The 16,570-nt window shown below is 70.1% G+C and carries 8 protein-coding genes and 1 pseudogene; 5 read left to right on the forward strand and 4 right to left on the reverse strand.

Features of this window, described 5'->3' with window-relative positions:
• Positions 1 to 76: 76 nt before the first annotated feature.
• Positions 77 to 2,620, reverse strand: coding sequence for an NAD(P)/FAD-dependent oxidoreductase (locus G4D87_RS02410; RefSeq protein ID WP_163778114.1), 2,544 nt, complete (start codon positions 2,618 to 2,620; stop codon positions 77 to 79).
• Between the two features lie 52 nt (positions 2,621 to 2,672).
• On the reverse strand, positions 2,673 to 4,058 hold the full coding sequence (locus G4D87_RS02415) for an alkaline phosphatase family protein (protein ID WP_163778115.1): 1,386 nt from the start codon (positions 4,056 to 4,058) through the stop codon (positions 2,673 to 2,675).
• A gap of 564 nt (positions 4,059 to 4,622) precedes the next feature.
• On the opposite strand from G4D87_RS02415, the gene pigA reads away from it, so the two are divergent.
• The 5 genes from pigA to G4D87_RS02440 all read left to right on the forward strand — a co-directional run bounded on the left by pigA (position 4,623) and on the right by G4D87_RS02440 (position 15,053).
• Entirely contained in the window at positions 4,623 to 5,762 is a 1,140-nt protein-coding gene (gene pigA, locus G4D87_RS02420) for a prodigiosin MBC biosynthesis dehydrogenase PigA (RefSeq protein ID WP_163778118.1), read from the forward strand.
• Complete coding sequence (locus G4D87_RS02425; protein ID WP_163778119.1) at positions 5,759 to 7,273, forward strand: amino acid adenylation domain-containing protein; 1,515 nt, start codon at positions 5,759 to 5,761, stop codon at positions 7,271 to 7,273. Before pigA ends, G4D87_RS02425 begins: the two co-directional genes overlap by 4 nt.
• A 135-nt stretch (positions 7,274 to 7,408) precedes the next feature.
• Complete coding sequence (locus tag G4D87_RS02430) at positions 7,409 to 11,104, forward strand: hypothetical protein (RefSeq protein ID WP_163778121.1); 3,696 nt, start codon at positions 7,409 to 7,411, stop codon at positions 11,102 to 11,104.
• Positions 11,101 to 11,640, forward strand: a complete 540-nt coding sequence (locus tag G4D87_RS02435) for a DUF1318 domain-containing protein (protein WP_163778123.1) — start codon at positions 11,101 to 11,103, stop codon at positions 11,638 to 11,640. Before G4D87_RS02430 ends, G4D87_RS02435 begins: the two co-directional genes overlap by 4 nt.
• Positions 11,634 to 15,053, forward strand: coding sequence for a TolB-like translocation protein (locus G4D87_RS02440; protein ID WP_205507388.1), 3,420 nt, complete (start codon positions 11,634 to 11,636; stop codon positions 15,051 to 15,053). Before G4D87_RS02435 ends, G4D87_RS02440 begins: the two co-directional genes overlap by 7 nt.
• A 40-nt stretch (positions 15,054 to 15,093) precedes the next feature.
• On the opposite strand, the gene G4D87_RS02445 is transcribed toward G4D87_RS02440, so the two are convergent.
• The gene (locus tag G4D87_RS02445; RefSeq protein WP_163778129.1) at positions 15,094 to 15,903 is read right to left on the reverse strand and encodes a sigma-70 family RNA polymerase sigma factor; all 810 of its coding nucleotides are present in this window, start codon (positions 15,901 to 15,903) and stop codon (positions 15,094 to 15,096) included.
• An 84-nt stretch (positions 15,904 to 15,987) separates the two neighbouring features.
• Positions 15,988 to 16,570 (reverse strand): annotated as a pseudogene (locus tag G4D87_RS02450) (hypothetical protein); the annotation flags it as partial.

The raw sequence follows: 16,570 nt of genomic DNA on the forward strand, positions 1-16,570 counted from the left end.
GGGCACGGCTCCGCTGGCGGCCTGAAAGCCGCTCAGACTCATCACCTGTTTGAACTTCATTCTCGACCAACAAGAATCAATAAAGACATACATCCGGAACATCTCTTACCGCGGCCGGCGTGGCATCACGCGGCCCCAGGCCTCCGTCCTCCACCACGGACAGCTCGTCGAAATCGAAGAGGGCGTGCTTGTACAGCTTGAGGCGTGGGCTCAATCCTTCGGGGCCCACCCGCACCGCGACGAACTTCGCGCGGTCGGTCTGCAGCATCCGCTCGAAGTCCCGGACGGATTGCTTCGAGGACTCTGGATACCCGAACCGGGAGATGGCTTCCAGAACCGCGGAGGTCTGGATCCCGCTGTAGATGAGGTTGATGCGCTTGGGCTGGGCTTGGGACTCGGAGGTCTCGATGGCGACCTGGGTCATCTTGTCCGCGGAGTTCTCCCAGAGCAGCGCGTTGAGCTGGCGGACCCGCTCCAGCTCCGGGGCGGACACGCCCATGTCCTGGAGGAAGCGCCACAGCTCCGAGCCGGGCTGGAACGGGGGCTGCTTGTGATCGAAGCGCACCAGGTACATCTTGGATTCGAGCGTCCCGTCCTCCAGGAAGCTCAGTCCCAGGAACAGCGGGTAGTACTCGGTCCGCAGCGCGGAAGCATGGCGCTTCACCCGCTCCGTGAAGGTCCCTGCCCGGAAGCGCTCCGGCAGGCGGCTCATCGCCTCATCGAAGCCGGAGTGCCCGCGCATGGGGTCGAAGTGCCAGCTGGCGGCAATGGAATACCGGGTGGGGCCTCCGGGCTTGAACTCCGCGCGCACCAGGCCCAGGTCCGATGAGCGGAACGTCTCGCAGATGGCCACGGACCGCTCGACGCCCTCGTTGGAGATGCCGAGCTGACGCATGTACTCCCGGAAGGCCCGCGTGACCGTCCCGTTGTCGCTGTAGAGCATGAAGCCCAGGCCGGGCTCGTCCACGTTGTAGGAGAACTCAATCAACGCCCGCTTCGCGACGCCCAGGCCCTGCACCGGGAGCCAGTACTCCAGGAACCGCCGCGCCTCGGCGGCCTCGCTCAGCAACCCCTGGGCACGCAGGGCATCGCGGACGAACCACCCCAACGTCTTGTCCAGCTTCCTCAGCCTTTCCGTGTCGAAGTGGCAGATGCGATCCCGCGGTCCCACCATTCCAGGCGCCACCAGGTTGGCCAGCACCCGCCCCACGTAGCGCGCACCCAGCGCCACCCGGCTGGCGGGCCACAGCGCCCCGTTGCCCGGGCCCTCCACGGACTGCTTCCGCCAGGCGCGCTGCGCGAGCCGCAAGGCGATGTCCGGGCGCAGGAGGAACTCCGGCCCCGCCTGGACGTGCATCAGCTTGAGGAACTCCTGGTAGATCTCCGGGTGCTCGTGGTTCAGCGCGTAGAGCTCCTCCACGTACCATTGCGCCAGCTTGATGAGCCGCGTCCGCTCGCCGGGGACGTGGGGATGCCGCATGGCCTCCGCCGTCACGAAGAACCACAGCCCCTGGAGCCACTGCGCGCCCGTGCGCAGGTAGGACGCCGTCCAGGCCTGCGTCACAGCCTCCAGGCTGTCGAGCTGGTGCAGCGCCTCGTTGAGGAGGTTCGCCTCCAGCATCGCCACCGACATGCCCTGGCCGAAGACGGGGTCGAAGTAGCACCACGCGTCCCCCAGGACGAGCAGCCCCGCGGGGAAGTCCCGGACGCGCTCGAAGTGGCGCCACTTCACGTCCGGCACCCGGTACACCTGGACGTCGGAGACGGGCTTCGCGTCCTTGATGGCCTCGTAGATGTCCGGCTCGCGGAGGCCCCGGGCGAACTCCAGGAACCCGTCCTCGTCGCGGGGCGGGTGGTGTCCTTCGTAGCCGAACAAGGACACGATCCAGCGCTTGCCTTCCACGCCCTGCATCGCGCCGCCGCGCGGCTCGTCGGGCGGTAGCGGGGTGATCCACAGCCCCCGCCAGTCCCTGGCGCCCTCGGGCTGCTCGAAGAGGCGTGACACGTAGCAGAGGTTGATGGGCAGCCGGCTCTCCTCTGGCGGGCTGAACCCCAACTCCGACAACCACTTGCCCAGCTGCGAACCGCGCCCGCTCGCGTCGACGACGAGGTTGGCGAGCCGGTTGGTCACCGCGCCGCCGTCCCCGTGACGGTCATGCGTCTGGACACCGAGGATCCGCCGCCCATCCGGCGTGGCCAGCAGCGCCCGCACCGCGGTCGACTCCAGGATCTCCACGTTGGGATAGGCGCGGAGCCGCTCTCTCAGGTAGCGCTCCAGGGAGAAGCGCGTCTGCGGGTACAGGACGATGCCGCTGCGGTAGCGCGGCATCCAGTCACCGAACTGCAACCACCGCAGGTCCTGGGTGAAGTCGAAGGGCTCGATACCGTCCGCCTTCATCTGCTCGACGAGGCCGGGGAAGTACTGCTCCAGCAGGTCCACGCCCTTTCGCAGCAGGACGTGGATGTGATGGGCCTGCGGCGCCCCCTGGCGCGGGCCGTCGTGGAGCGCGTCCCGTTCAATGACGGTGACGCGCTCGAAGTGGTCCGCCAGCACACGCGCGGCGCTGAGCCCACCCATGCTGGCGCCAATGACAATGGCGCTTCCAGGAAGTTTATTCATGCCGTGTCCCGCCTCTTGCAGCGTCAACGCTCGGGTTGCTCGCGGAAGGCCCTCAGGCCGCCGCCTGCTGTCCGGTCAGGTGCGCCAGGATGAGGTCGTGGACTTGCGTGGCGTGGAGTGTCTCTGCCTCGATCAGCTCTGCTTGTCGTGTCATCAGCACCGGCCCGTTCTCCGGGCGGGTGGGCAGGCCATGCGCCCCCTTGAGGAGCGTGCCGTCCATCGAGACGACCTCCAGCCGGGCGCGCACGCCCAGCTTCTCCTTCAAGACGCTGCCCCCCAGTTCCAGCACGCGCAGACCCAGCTTCGGGTCCACGAACATCTCCAGCGGGTCGTAGCCCGGCTTGCGGTAGATATCGACGGTGCGCGCGTAGTCCGGCGCGCGCGCATCGTCGAGCCAGTAGAAGTACGTGAACCAGGCGTCCGGTTCGGCCAGGGCCACCAGCTCGCCGGAGCGTGGGTGGTCCAGGTGGTGGGTGCGCTTGCCCTCGGCGTCGAGCACCTGGGCGACGCCGGGCTCCGCCTCGACCAGGGCCTTGACCTCATCCAGCAGCGCCGGGTTCCGGACGTAGATGTGCGCGATCTGCATGTCCGCGACGGCGAACGCCTCGCTGCCGCTGGGATAGACGACGTCACGGCCGCCCTCTTCCCGAATCGCCAGCCACCCACGGCGGCGGAAGAGGCGGTTCAGGTGGACGGCCCGGGACACGGGGACCGCGCCGAACTCCGAGAGGATGATGACGCGCACGCCGCGCGACTCGTAGAAGCCGATCAGCTTCCCGACGACGTCGTCGATCTCCCGGAGGCTCTGGTGGATCTCCTTCGCGTCCGGTCCGAAGGTGTGCGGCGTGTAGTCCAGGTGCGGCAGGAAGACGAGCGAGAGCGTGGGGCTGTGCCGCCGCTCCAGCCACATGGCGACGTCGGCGATCCACTCCGAGGAGCGGATGCTGTAGCGGGGCCCCCAGTAGTCATACGCGGGGAAGTTCCCCAGCGCCTCGACGAGCGGATTGCGCAGGTGGAGCGGCTCCGTGAACACGTCAGGCAGCACCCGCCCGTCCGCGGTGAAGGACGGCTGCGGGGTGATGGCGTAGTCCGCCTTCGAATACATGTTCATGAACCAGCACACGCGGGCGCAGGTGAAGCTGGGGTCGAGCGCGCGGGCGGCATCCCAGAGCTGCGGCGTCTGCACGAGCCCGTCGGACTGGGGCCAGAAGCGGACCTCTCCCAGCTCCCGGTGGAGCCATCCATCTCCGACGATTCCGTGCTCGCTGGGGTATCTTCCGGTCAGGAACGTCGCCTGCATCGTGCAGTTCAGCGCCGGCAGGACGGGCTGGAGCGGCACCATGCGCCCCCGCTCCACGAATGCCTGCATGTTTGGCGTCGAGGGGCCGACATACCTCGCGCTCAATCCAGGCAAATCCAAAACGACGCAACGTTCCATGCCCGAAGCAAACTGCTCACGGGCAAACCAGTCAATCACCGACCAGGTTGTCCCATACCCAGGTCTGAGAGGCGTGTTCAGCCAGTCTGGCCAGGTCGCCGCGTGTAGAATTTTACCGCGGCCATAGGCTGAGAAGCGCTGACGCGCGCGTTCGCGGCGGGAATGAGTGACACCGCACCCAGTGCCATGGGTAGTGAGACGAAACGGAATACAGGGTCTGGAGGGGCGGATCAGGCGCGCTCGGCGGGCCTCCGAGCCCCGGTCCTCCGCGGCGGCGGAAAACCGCGTCCTGGCCCATTTGTAACTCACTGAGTCCACCTCGGGCCAGACCCATTAGATAGGAATTGCCGGACCCCGCGCTTCAATCCCATCCAGCATCACCTCAAAAGACACACTTGCCGACAACCATCCCGGAGGTTCTTGACGGCTCGTTCCCGCGCACGCGAGACTTCACCTGACTCCTCATACGTCTCACCATCCATCTCCGAGGGCCATGCAGCGCGAGCGCAAGGCGTTCGAAGCGCGCTCCCTCGTTGCTGTCACCCGTTGGAACGTCAGGAAAACATGGACTTCAGTTGGACTCACGAGCAGGTGGAGCTCTATGACCGTGCCCTCGCCTTCGCGCGAGCGCAGTTGCCCGAGGCCACCAGGCCCTCCAAGGAAGTCCTGCCACGCGAGTTGTGGCAGCGCTGTGGTGCGTTCGGCTTCCTGGGGCTCCCCGTGCCCTCGGCCCATGGCGGGCTGGGGCTGGACACGCTGACCACGGCGCGGGTGATGGAAGCGCTGGGGCGTGGCTGCGTGGACACCGGGCTGGTGTTCTCCGTGGGTGCGCACCTCTTCGCCTGCGTGATGCCCATCCTGGAGAGCGGGGATGACACGCAGAAGGCCCGGTACCTGCCCCGGCTGTGCTCGGGGGAGTGGGTGGGCGCCAACGCCATCTCCGAACCGGAGGCGGGCTCGGATGTGTTCGCCCTGAAGACGCGCGCGGTGCGGGACGGCGACGACTACGTGCTCGACGGTGGCAAGAGCTACGTCACCAATGGCCCGTCCGCGGACGTCTTCCTCGTCTACGCCGCCACGCAGCCGGCCCACGGGTACATGGGCCTGAGCGCCTTCCTCGTGGAGAAGGACACGCCGGGGCTCTCCGTCGGGCGCGCGTTCGAGAAGATGGGGCTGTCCACGTCGCCCATCGCCCCCATCTACCTGGAGGGGTGCCGCGTCCCGGCGTCCGCGAGGCTGGGTGCGGAGGGCCAGGGCGCGGCGATGTTCAAGCGCTCCATGCAGTGGGAGCGCGCGTGCCTCTTCGCCGCCTACGTGGGCGTGATGGAGCGGGTGCTCGAACAGACGGCGGACTTCGCCCGGACCCGCAAGCAGTTCAAGAAGGCGCTGGGGAAGAACCAGGCCATCTCCCACAAGCTGGCGGACATGAAGCAGCGGATGGAGGCGTCCCGGCTGCTGCTGTACCAGGCCTGCTGGAAGATGGACCAGGGCCAGGACGCCGTCATGGAGGTGTCCCTGGCGAAGCTGGCCATCAGCGAGGCCGCCATCCAGAGCGGCCTGGACGCCATCCAGATTCACGGCGGCATGGGCTACGTGGCTGAAACGGGCATCGAGCGCGTGCTGCGTGACGCCATTCCCAGCGCCATCTTCTCCGGTACCTCCGAAATCCAACGCGACATCATCGCCAACCAGCTCGGCCTATGACACTCGACCAAATCGTCAGCCGCGCAGCGGCGAAGGCTCCTGAATCCATCGCCATCAAGGGTCCCGACGGGACACTCACCTACGGCCAGTTGGACGCGCACGCCAACCGCATCGCCCGCGCGCTCCAGGAGCTGGGCGTGAAGCGGGGAGACCGCGTGGGGCTGTGGACGGAGAAGTCCGTGCGCGCCGTCGCCGCGATGCAGGGCATTGCCCGGCTGGGCGCCGCCTACGTCCCCATGGATCCGCTGAACCCCGCGATGCGGACGCGGCTCATCCTCGATGACTGCGGCATCGACGTGATGGTGACCACCACCACGCGCGCGGCCGAGCTCCACAACGCGGGCGTGAGCCGGATGCGCTACCTGCTGGTGGACGACAAGGGGCCGGAGATCTGCTGGAACCGGCTGAGCGGCTTCTCCTCCGCGCCGCTGCCACCGCACGGCGCGGGTGACGACGACCTGGCGTACATCCTCTACACGTCGGGCTCCACGGGAGCGCCCAAGGGCGTGTGCATCAGTCAGCGGAACGCGATGGCCTTCATCGAGTGGTGCCACGAGCTGCTCGGCACCACGCCGGAGGACCGCTTCAGCAACCACGCGCCGTTCTTCTTCGACCTCTCGGTGCTGGACCTGTACGCGGCCTTCAGGGGCGGCGCGTCCGTCACGCTCATCCCGGAGGCGCTGGCCTTCGCGCCGGAGAAGCTGGTGGAGCTGGTCCTCCGCGAGCGGTTCACCTGCTGGTACTCGGTGCCTTCGGCGCTGATGCTGATGATGCAGGAAGGGGGGCTGCTGAAGCATGGCCCGCTGCCCTTCCGCGCCGTGCTCTTCGCGGGCGAGCCCTTTCCCATCCGGCACCTGCGCCCGCTCCGGGAGCACCTGGGGCACGCGCGGTTCTTCAACCTCTATGGCCCCACGGAGACGAACGTCTGCACCTTCCATGAGGTGACGGAGGTCTCGCCTCACCGCACCGAGCCGGTGCCCATCGGCCGCGCGAGCTGCGGCAACCGCGTGTGGCTGGCCCGGCCGCCGCCGGACTCGGAGGAAGCCCGGGAGGAAGGCGACGGCGTGGGCGAGCTGATGGTGGAAGGCCCCACGGTGATGCTGGGCTACTGGGGCCAGCCTCGCCACGGGAGCGGGCCCTATGCCACGGGGGACCGCTGCCGCGAGCTGCCGGACGGCACGTTCGAATACCTGGGCAGACGCGACAACATGCTGAAGGTGCGCGGGCGCCGCATCGAAGCGGGCGAAATCGAAGCGGCGCTGCTCACGCACCCGGACATCCGCGAGGCCGGCGTGATTGCCACCGGCTCCGGCCTGGAAACGCGGCTGGTGGCCTTCGTGGTCAGCGACGCCAGCAAGCCCCCTTCCCTGCTCAAGGTGAAGAAGCACTGCGCGGAGCGGCTGCCTCGCTACATGATTGTGGACGAGGTCCGCGTCCTGCCCGAGCTGCCCCGGACTCCGAACGGCAAGCTCAACCGGCGCGCGCTGCGGGAGCTGACGCAGGCGCCCTGAGCCGGACATCGGCCGCCAGGGCGCCTGGCGGCCGTCCTCATACCGTCCGAGCAACCGCCCCGCGCCCGCCCGCAACGGCTCCTCGACTTCGTACAGGCCCCCGACCATGATGGCCGCTCGCGTCAACCGAGCCCCATGGATTCCACCACAGCTGAACGGCCTCGCCGGCGGTGGGCCCGAATCATCGCGGGCGTGGTTTTCTCCATCCTGGTCGTGCTCCCCGCGCTGGCGCTGGTCGCTGCCGTGGTGGTGTCGCGCAACCTCGACAGTCCCTGGCTGAAGCAGCGCCTTGTCTCCGAGGTGGAGGCGGCCACCGGGCTCCAGGTGGACTACCAGGTCGCCCAGGTCGAGCTGCTCTCGGGGTTGAAGCTGGAAGGCCTGGTGGTCCGGACACCCGCTCCGTTCGACGGCGCCGCGCCCGAGCTGCTTCGCGTCGGCGCCTTGGAGGCGCACTGGTCGCCCGGTGCGCTGGTGACGGGCCCCCTCCGGATTGAGCGGGTGGTGGCGAGGGACGTGGCGTTCGCCCTGGTCGCTGACGAGTCAGGCGCCACCTCCCTCGCGAAGCTGACGGAGCCTGAAGCCCCAGCGCCGCCGCCCGTTGAAGAAGCGCCGCCGGTGGGGGCCTCCCAGCAGGTCGCGGACCTCCTGCGAGCGCCGCTCCCCGTCGGGCACGTCGACGTGTCGGGCGTGTCGCTGAGCTACGTCCGCGTCCAGCGTGGCGAGGTCGCCGAGCGGTGGTCCCTGCGTGGGCTGGCGGTGCGAGTCGACGCGAAGCAACACGACGGGGAATGGAAGGTCTTCGCGAACCTGGGCCAGCCGGGTGCCCCGCTGCCGCTGGAGCTGCGCCACGAAGGCTCCGCCACGCCCCCGGCCCTCGCGGAGCTGGCGTTCGCCCTTTCGATGGAGGCCGGCGCGTCGGCCGCTCGCGCGCAGGTGGACCTCGATGTCACCCGGCAGACCTTCGACCCACGCTTCTCGCTCCGCTCGCTGCTTCACGGCGCGGTGGCCGCGCGGTTCGAGGTCGAGCAGCGCCACATCGCCGTGGAGCTGGAGCGAACCCACCTGACAGACAGCGCCGAGCTTCGGGCGCAGGCCGTGCTCCCGGACGCCGCGGGCGAGCCCCCGGTCGTGACACGCGCCCTGGTGGACGTCGAGCTTGGGAAGCTGCTGGCGGCAATCCCCTCCGAATGGCGTCCGTTCACGCTTGAGCGCGGCCACGTGAAGCTGGACGCACAAGACGTCACCCTGAGCGCGATGCCTCAACTGGGGCCCCGTGGAAAGCTGGGCCTGGACGTGGACGTCGCGGCGCTCCGGATGACGGGGGAGCCGGTCCAGTTGGCGCTCGGCGGTGGGCGCGTCACCCTGGTGGCGACGCCGGATCCGCGGCAGGGGCTCTCCGCGCAGCTGACGTTCGGAGTCGATGGGCTCGACGTGAGAGGCTCCACCGCGCTGCGGATTCCGAAGGCCCACGGTGAAGTGAAGGGACATCAGCTCCGCCCGGAGCCCTCATCCCCGCTCCAGGTCGCCGGAGACGCGAGCCTCTCGGGCATGGTGGAGTCCCTGGACCTCCGGACCCCCGGCCTCCGAGCGAAGGCCGAACGGCTGGGCTTCCAGCTCAGCGCGCCGCTGGCGGCAGCGCCTCCCTTCGCCCTGAGCGCGGACGTGCCCGTCGGGGCGCTCCACGTGTCCTCGCCGGATGGGCGCACGCTGCTGCAGGGCCCCGTGCGCGTGAAGCTCGATGCGTCGGACGCGTTCCCGCGGCTCGACGAGCCCCAGCTCAGCCGAGGCCGCGCGCGGCTCGTGCTCGACGTCGGCGACGTGCAGGTGTCCCTGGATGCCACCAAGGACACCGACGCGGTGGCCTACACCCTGGCCGCGCGGACACCGGACCTCGCCGCCGCCCGCCCCTTCATTCCCGACCCGGTCGCGGCGCGCATTCCGTGGCGGCACCTGGGCGTGAGCCTGGCCTCCCAGGGCAGCGTGAAGGCGCTCTTCGCCTCCGCGCCACGGCTGGAGCACCGCACGGAGCTGAAGCTGCAACGGCCCGCGTGGGACGACGTGACGGCCAGCAACGTCGCCGTCGTGGTGCGCTCGCGGGGTGACGCCTGGCGCCACCAGGGCGACGTGGACGTGCGCGTCGAAGGGCTCAAGGCCGGTGTGAAGGACCTGGGGCTCCAGCACCAGACGCTGACCCTGGACCTCAACCGCCGGAAGCCCGCGCTCCGGTTGGGCCTCACCAGCCACGAAGGGCCCAAGGTCATGCTGGACGCCGCGGCGGCGTTCGACCGGAAGGCCCGCGCCCTTCGCATCGACGTGAAGGGCGACATTCCGCCGCTGGGGACCCTGGCGCCCTTGCTGGCCCTGGCGCGGGTGCCCCCGGAGCTGAACACCGGGCGGCTCGCGGTGGGCATCGAGTTGCATGGCACGCTGCGCGGCGTGCTCACGGGTGTCTCAGCCGATGGCACGCCGCGACTGGCCCCGGACCCGGCGCGTACCGCCAGCTTCGATGGAACGGCGGCCGTGAGCGCGCGGGGCCTGCGCTGGAGACAGGACGCCCTGTTGGTCAACGCTCCCTCGCTGCATTGGGCGCTGGCGTCTCGCGTCGACGGTCCCAAGCGAACCGTCCACAGTGACCTGCGCGTGGAGAAGCTCACCGTCGGGATGAGCGACCGGCGGCTGGCCTTCTCGGAGCTGACCAGTGACACCACCGCCAGCTTCACCGAGGCGCTGGAAGCCGGCGACATCGAGCTGAAGCAGCACCTGAAGCTCCGCGCGCTCGAACAGAACCCGGCGCTGCCCTACCCAGTCCAGGACCTGGAGGCGACGTTCACCGCGCGGCGCAAGCCCACGGGCGTCATCCACGTCCCCCAGCTCCAATTGACGCACGCGGGGACCGGCACCCAGTTGAAGGTCCGGGGGCGGCTCGACCTCAGCGACGACCGACGCCGCATGGGGCTCCGGGGCGAGCTGGCGCAGGACATGGCCCGGCTCGCGCAGCCCGGAATGCTGGAGGGAAGCGGCAAGGTCACCGTCGGCTTCCGCGTGAGCTCGCCCGACCTCGTCGTCTTCCGGACCGTCTCCAACCTGCTCCTCCAGGATTTGAACCTGCGCCTGCCCGAGCAAGGGTTCGAGGTTGAAGGGATGGATGGCAACGTCCCGCTCGCCGAGAACCTCGAGTTCAGCCAGGGACACCTGCGGCTGCTGAGCGACATCGACGTGAACCCGTACCCGATGCTTCGCTTCGCCGACCAGCATCCCCTGCTCTCCCGCAGCGGGTACGTGTCCGCCAAACGCATCCGCACGCCGTTCGCCACCGTCGCGCCCCTGGCGGGGAACCTGTCCATCGACCAGCACGTCGTCTCCATGACGCAGTTGGAGATGGGGGTGCGCGGTGGGCGCATCACCGGGCAGTGGCTCCTGGACTGGCAAGGCAAGCGCTCCACCCTGGAGGCCCGCGTGCGAGCCACCGGCGTCCAGTCGTCCCGAGGTGAGCCCTTCGACGGCAACGCCGCGGTGGTCATCTCCGCGAAGGACCGCAGCATCGATGGCCGCGCGGAGATTCTGCGCATTGGCAACCGCCACCTGCTGGACCTGCTCGACATCGAGGACCCCCGCCATGTCGACCCCGCCACCAACCGGGTCCGCTATGCCTTGCGGCTGGGCTACCCGGAGCACGTGCGGGTGAGCTTCAACCGCGGCTTCGGCAGCCTGCGCATCACCATGGGCGGCCTGGCGAAGCTGCTCAGCATCGACGAAATCCGGGGCATCCCCATGGGCCCCATCGTCGACCAGCTCATCAAGTCCATGACGCTTCTGGAGACGACGCCATGAAACACCGTGGGTTGCTGCTGTGGGCCGCCCTCGCCACGTCCGGGTGCATCAGCGCGCCGGAGATTGTCATGGTCGACCGCGCGACGGCGCTCGAGGAGCAGGCCTCGGGCTCGTTCAACGACGTGGAGCAGCGGCTGGCGCGCGCGGGCATGAACCCCACGCCGGTGCCGTTCACGCCCAATCAACTGGAGGCGTTGGGCATCCAGCCCACGCCGCTGGTGGAGAACATCGGCAGGACGCCAGCGGACCGCGTGGACGACCTGCTGCGGCGCCACTGCGTGGGCGAGGGGCGGGACGGGCTGCTGGCGATTACCCGGCGTCGCTGCCAGGCCGGGCGCATGACGGCGGATGACGTGGCCCTGGTGGAGCGGGTGAACCGCTCGCGCAAGCAGCTGTGGAAGTGGATGCGGTCGGCCCGCCCCGACGTCCCGGAAGAGACGCTGCGCCGCAACTGGCACAAGGTGCACGCGGAGGGTGTCGTCTGCGGTGGGTGGGTCGAGGCCGAGGATGGGACCTGGGGAGAGAAGCAGTGCTGACGCGGTGGCTGCGGTGCTGCGTGGCCTTGTCCGTGCTTCTCGCGGGCAGCGCCTGGGCTCAGGACGATGAGGACGACGGCGGCGTGCGCATGCCCACCCGGCTCACCGTGGGCGTGGGGGACCAGTTCCTGGGACAGCTGGCGCCTGATGGCAACACGTTGCTCTTCGCGTCCAACCGTAACATCGCGACCGAAATCTACACGCAGGACCTGGAGCGCGGCCGCGAGCGCCGGCTCTTCGACGAGGGCGCGGATGTCACCTGGCCGCGCATCAGTCCCGACGGGAAGCACCTGCTCTACATCTCGTTCCGGAACCAGGCCGGCGGCCAGCTGTGCGTGCGCGAGCTGCCCACCGCGAAGGAGCGCCGGTGCCTCGAAGGAGACGCCAACGCCCTCCAGGCGGAGTGGATGGACGCCTCGCACATCGCGCTGGTGAGCCGGGCCACCATCCAGGGCGACCTTCACCTGTCGCGCGTCGAGCTGGGTGGCGCGTGGCGCGTGACGCCCCTGCTCGAGCGGAACCTGACCAGCCCGACCCTCTCCCCCAATGGGCGCTGGCTGGTGTACGTCCCCATCGAGCGCTCCGTGCGGCAGGTGGGCCCCGGCTTCGCCGCGCGCGCCGCGCCCCATCTGGAGGCGCTGCGCCTGGATGTGCCCGGCGCGAAGCCCCTCCCGCTGCCGCTCGAGCTCCCAGGGCAGACGGGACAACCGGCGTTCTCCCAGGACGGGCGCTACCTGTACGTGGTGCAGTTCTTCACGGACTCGAACGCGGATGGCGTCATCGATGCCAGCGACAGCGGCGTGCTGTTCCGGGTGCCCTTCGAGACGGAGCGTGACGACGCCGCCGAGCGCGCCGCCGCCGCCAATCCGGACCAGCTCACCAGCGAGTCCTGGGACTGCCAGTACCCGGCGCCCGCGGCCACGTCCCTGGCCGCGACCTGTTCACGCTCGCAGTCCCTGGACGTGTACCAACTGCCGCTGGATGGCCAGGTCCCCAGTGCATGGGATGCGCGCCGGCTCAGCGCCGAGCTGAAGATGGTGGGCCGCCGCGCCGATGAGCTGCTGCTCTATCGCCACCGGCTGCTGCTCGAGACACGGCCCAGGCTCCGCCGCGTGCTGATGATGCGCATGAGCATGCTGCACCTGGCCTTCGAGGATTTCGGCGCGGCGGAGTTCTACGCCCGTCACCTGGGCTCGGTGAGCGACCCCACCACCGCGGGCCTGGAGGGGCCGCTCCGCGTCCTCATCGACCACCGCCGCGCCATGAAGGAGCGCGAGCGGGGCCGCATGGTGGAGGAGCTGAGTGTCGCGGCGCAGCAGCGCATGGCCGCGCTGGAGCCCGCGAACGCGCTCAGCCCCGCGGCCGCGGTCTTCCAGCATGTGGTGCGCAGCGAGCTGGCGGATGACGCGGGTGACTTCACGCGGGCCCGGAACGAATTGGAGGCGGCCGAGATCGCCGACACCACGCCGCGCGCGGTGCTGGAGGCCTACCACGCGCGAGCCGACGCGCTGTACCGCGAGCTCAATGAGCGAGAGCCCTTGGTCGAAGTGGGCCGGCGGCTCTCCGAGCACCGCATCTTCCCGGCCGACGACCAGCTCGACTTCGCTCGCGCCGCGGTTCGCGCCCTGTACCGGGGACGCCCCTACGACGAAGCGGACGCGGCGATGGCGCAGGCCCTCACGACGGCGCCCGCCGGTTCGGCCTACGCGTACGCGCTGGAGCTGGGCCGCCACATCAATGCGCTCCGCGGCGACCGGCCGCCTCGTGCCGTGCGGGAGGCGCTGCTCGGCTTCTACCGGCAGCAGCAGGACCCGCTGCGCAGAAGGGTCCTGGTTCAGGACGCCGTGGAGCGGTCGGCGGAGCTCGGCGCCGATGGCATCATGGAATCACTGGCGATGGTCTACGTCGACGACACGCCACCGGGGAGCGAGGAGCGCCGCCGCGCCGAGCGGCTCTTTCGCCGCGCCCTGATGGGCCGCGCCTACCGGCGGCTGGCACGGCAGCGCCAGGACAGGGCGCGTGAGGACTTCGACCTGGTGACGCAGCGCACGGGCTCGCTGGAGAGCGCCGTCGAAGCCATGAACCTGCGCTTGCGCGCCGGCGTGAGTCCGGACGTGGTGGAGAAGGAAGTCACCACCACCGCTCCGAACAGGGCGAAGCCGCTCGCGCACTTCGTGAAGGCCTACGTCACCGCGCGCCAGCTCTCCAAGCTGGAGGGGGATGCCCACGCCCAGGCCGTCACCTCGGCCATGAGGGAGCTGCGCGCCGCGTGGCCAGAGCTGAAGAACCAGCGCGTGGTGCAGGCGCTCCTGGGCTCCATCCATCACGAGGAATTCCTGCGCAACCGCGACCCCGCCGCCGCCGAGCGCGCCAACCGCTACTACATGGTGGCCTTGGACCTGATGCGGAACAACGTCCGCTACCGGGCCATGATTCTCGGCGCGCTGGGGCTGCTGCACACGCAGGTGGGCAACTTCCACATCGCCCTGGGGTATCTCGAGCAGCGGGACCAGCTGCCCTATGTGGACAACTGGGCGGGGCTGGCCGTGGCCATGGCGCGGGCGCATGCGCTGCTGCACGTAGACCGTGCAGCCGACGCGGCGCAGGCGGCGGACAAGGCGCTGGCCATGGTGGAGACCACGCAGCGGCTGTCCAGGTTCCTCCCGCTGGCCCTGGACCGCGCCGCGCTCTACCACCTCGCCGCGGGCCGCTTCGACCGGGCGCTGACGCTCTATGACCGGGAGCTGCCGCTCGTGGAAGCGCGCCCCCAGGACGAAGAGGGCCTGCGCAACCGGATGGTGGTGCGGCTGGCGCGGGGTGCCGCGGCGCTGGGTGCCGGCCAGCCACAGCGGACCTTGGAAGACCTGGAGCACGTCGAGCGCGGCCTGGCGACGCCCGCTGTCCGGAGCGCGCTGAAGTGGGCCCACTCCACGCCGGAGCACGTCCTGCGCTCGTATCGCCTCATCGCCTCGGGCCTGCGCGCGAACGCGGAGACCCGGATGGGACGTCTGGACGCCGCGGCGCGGGCGCTCGAAACGCAGCGCAAGCTGTACCTCGAGCAGTTCGACCAGCTGGACCGCGATGAGGACCTCCGCTCCGTGACGCTGGCGGAGCTGCGGCTGGCGGAGAATGCCGTGGACCAGCGGGCCCCCGCACAGGCGTCGCGGTGGCTGGGCGAGGCGCTGAAACATGCCGACGCGCTGGTTGTCCGCACGCACGCGGACGTCGATACGGGGCAACTGGACGTGCTCTGGTTCGCGGCACAACTGGATGTGAAGGGCGACGGAGGGTTGCCCTTCGACGTGCCCCAGCGCCTGGGCAAGGCACGACGCTCCCTCGTCGAGCTGCGCGACCCGGCGTGGCGCGCGTACCTGGCGTGGTTCGAAGTCTACTCGGCGCTCGCGGCCCCGTAGACCGCGCCCCGGGGCCTCCAGGGCGCCAGGCGAGCGGACTTCAGGAGGGCAGCGCGCGTGACAGCGCCTGCCGCACCGCCGCGCGCACGGGCGCGGGGACCTCATCCCCGGGGATGCGCCGACACAGAGACACCGTGCGCTTGAGCGCGTCACACGCCTCGCTGCAGCGGGGGCAGCGTGACAGATGGTCCTCCAGGCGCACACAGGCGGCCTGGTCCACCTCCTCCGCGGCGAACTCCGACAGCTCCTGCGCCAGCTCCGGACACCCCGCGCTCTGCCCGTGGGCGCCCTCCCCCAGGAGGGTGGCCAGGTGCTCGCGCATCTGCAGCCGCGCGCGGTGCAGCCGGCTCTTGAGCGCCCGCACCTCGATGCCCACCACGCCGGCCGCCTCCTCGGCCGTGAGCCCCTCCACGTCCCGGAGGATGAGCACCTCGCGGTGCGTCTCCGGCAGCGCGAGGATGGCCGCCTGCAACACCTCGCCCATCTGCCGCGCGTGGGAGAGCATGTCCGGCGTCGCCTCCTCCGCCGCGACGTGGGTGGCCGACGGCGCGTCGAGCGGCTGGAAGTCCTCGGGTGTTCCGACGCGGCGGCGGCGCAGGCGGAAGCAGTGCGTGCGGGCCACCTGGTACAACCAGGTGGACAGCGCCGCGTCCCCCCGGAACGCGTGGAGGCCCCGGAAGGCGGAGAACAGCGTCTCCTGGAGGACCTCCATGGCGTCCTCCTCCGAGCCGCACATGCGCAGGCCAAAGCGGTACACCTGCTTCTCGTGACGGGCGAGGATCTCGTCCAGGGCCTTGTCGTCGCCAGCGCGCGCGGCCTCCATCAACTGCTCATCGGTTCGCGTCGACATCCGCCCTTCGCCTCCTCATCGGAAGAACGCCCAGTCACCAGGATGCCTTCCTGGATGGCGCCAGGAGGTTACATCTCGCCAGACCTAGCGTCGGTGCTGAAGCGACAGGCCGAGTTGACCGCTGGACGGGCCGTGGCCGGGAGGCCGCCAGCTCCCTCCCAACGTGGCGCGCAGCGCCTGCCGCTGGAGATACCAGCTCAGCCCGGCATCCAGCCGCGCGCCGCCCGGAGTGTCCTTCAGCGCGCGGCCCGAGACCCGCGCCACCAGCGCCCACGGCTCGAACACCGTGGCCCCTGGTCCTGGCAGGTTGAAGCCCGCGCGGAGATGCGCGAGCAGCGCGTGTCCCTGGGGGGAGGCCACCTGGTGGAGCTCGGCGGAGAGCACCAGCGGACGCAGGCGCAGGAGCGCGTCCACGCCCCAGGAGCGCGCGTCGCCCCCGGGCTCCGTGCTCCCTTGTAGCGCCAGGGTGAAGCCCGGCCGCAGGCCGAAGTCATTCATGGGCAGGCTGAGGGAATACGCCTCCGCCTCGGGCGCGCCCAGGGTGAGCGCGGCGCGGGCCACGAGCAGCGGCGGTCGCCGCGCCCCCTCCGGCCCGGGGCGGTACACCACCAGGCCCGAGTCATAGCGCACGCTCCAGCCCTCCCCCTGGAGCAGGCCCCCTACGTCC

The sequence above is a fragment of the Myxococcus vastator genome (genome assembly GCF_010894475.1).
In the GTDB taxonomy this organism is placed as follows: Bacteria; Myxococcota; Myxococcia; order Myxococcales; family Myxococcaceae; genus Myxococcus; species Myxococcus vastator.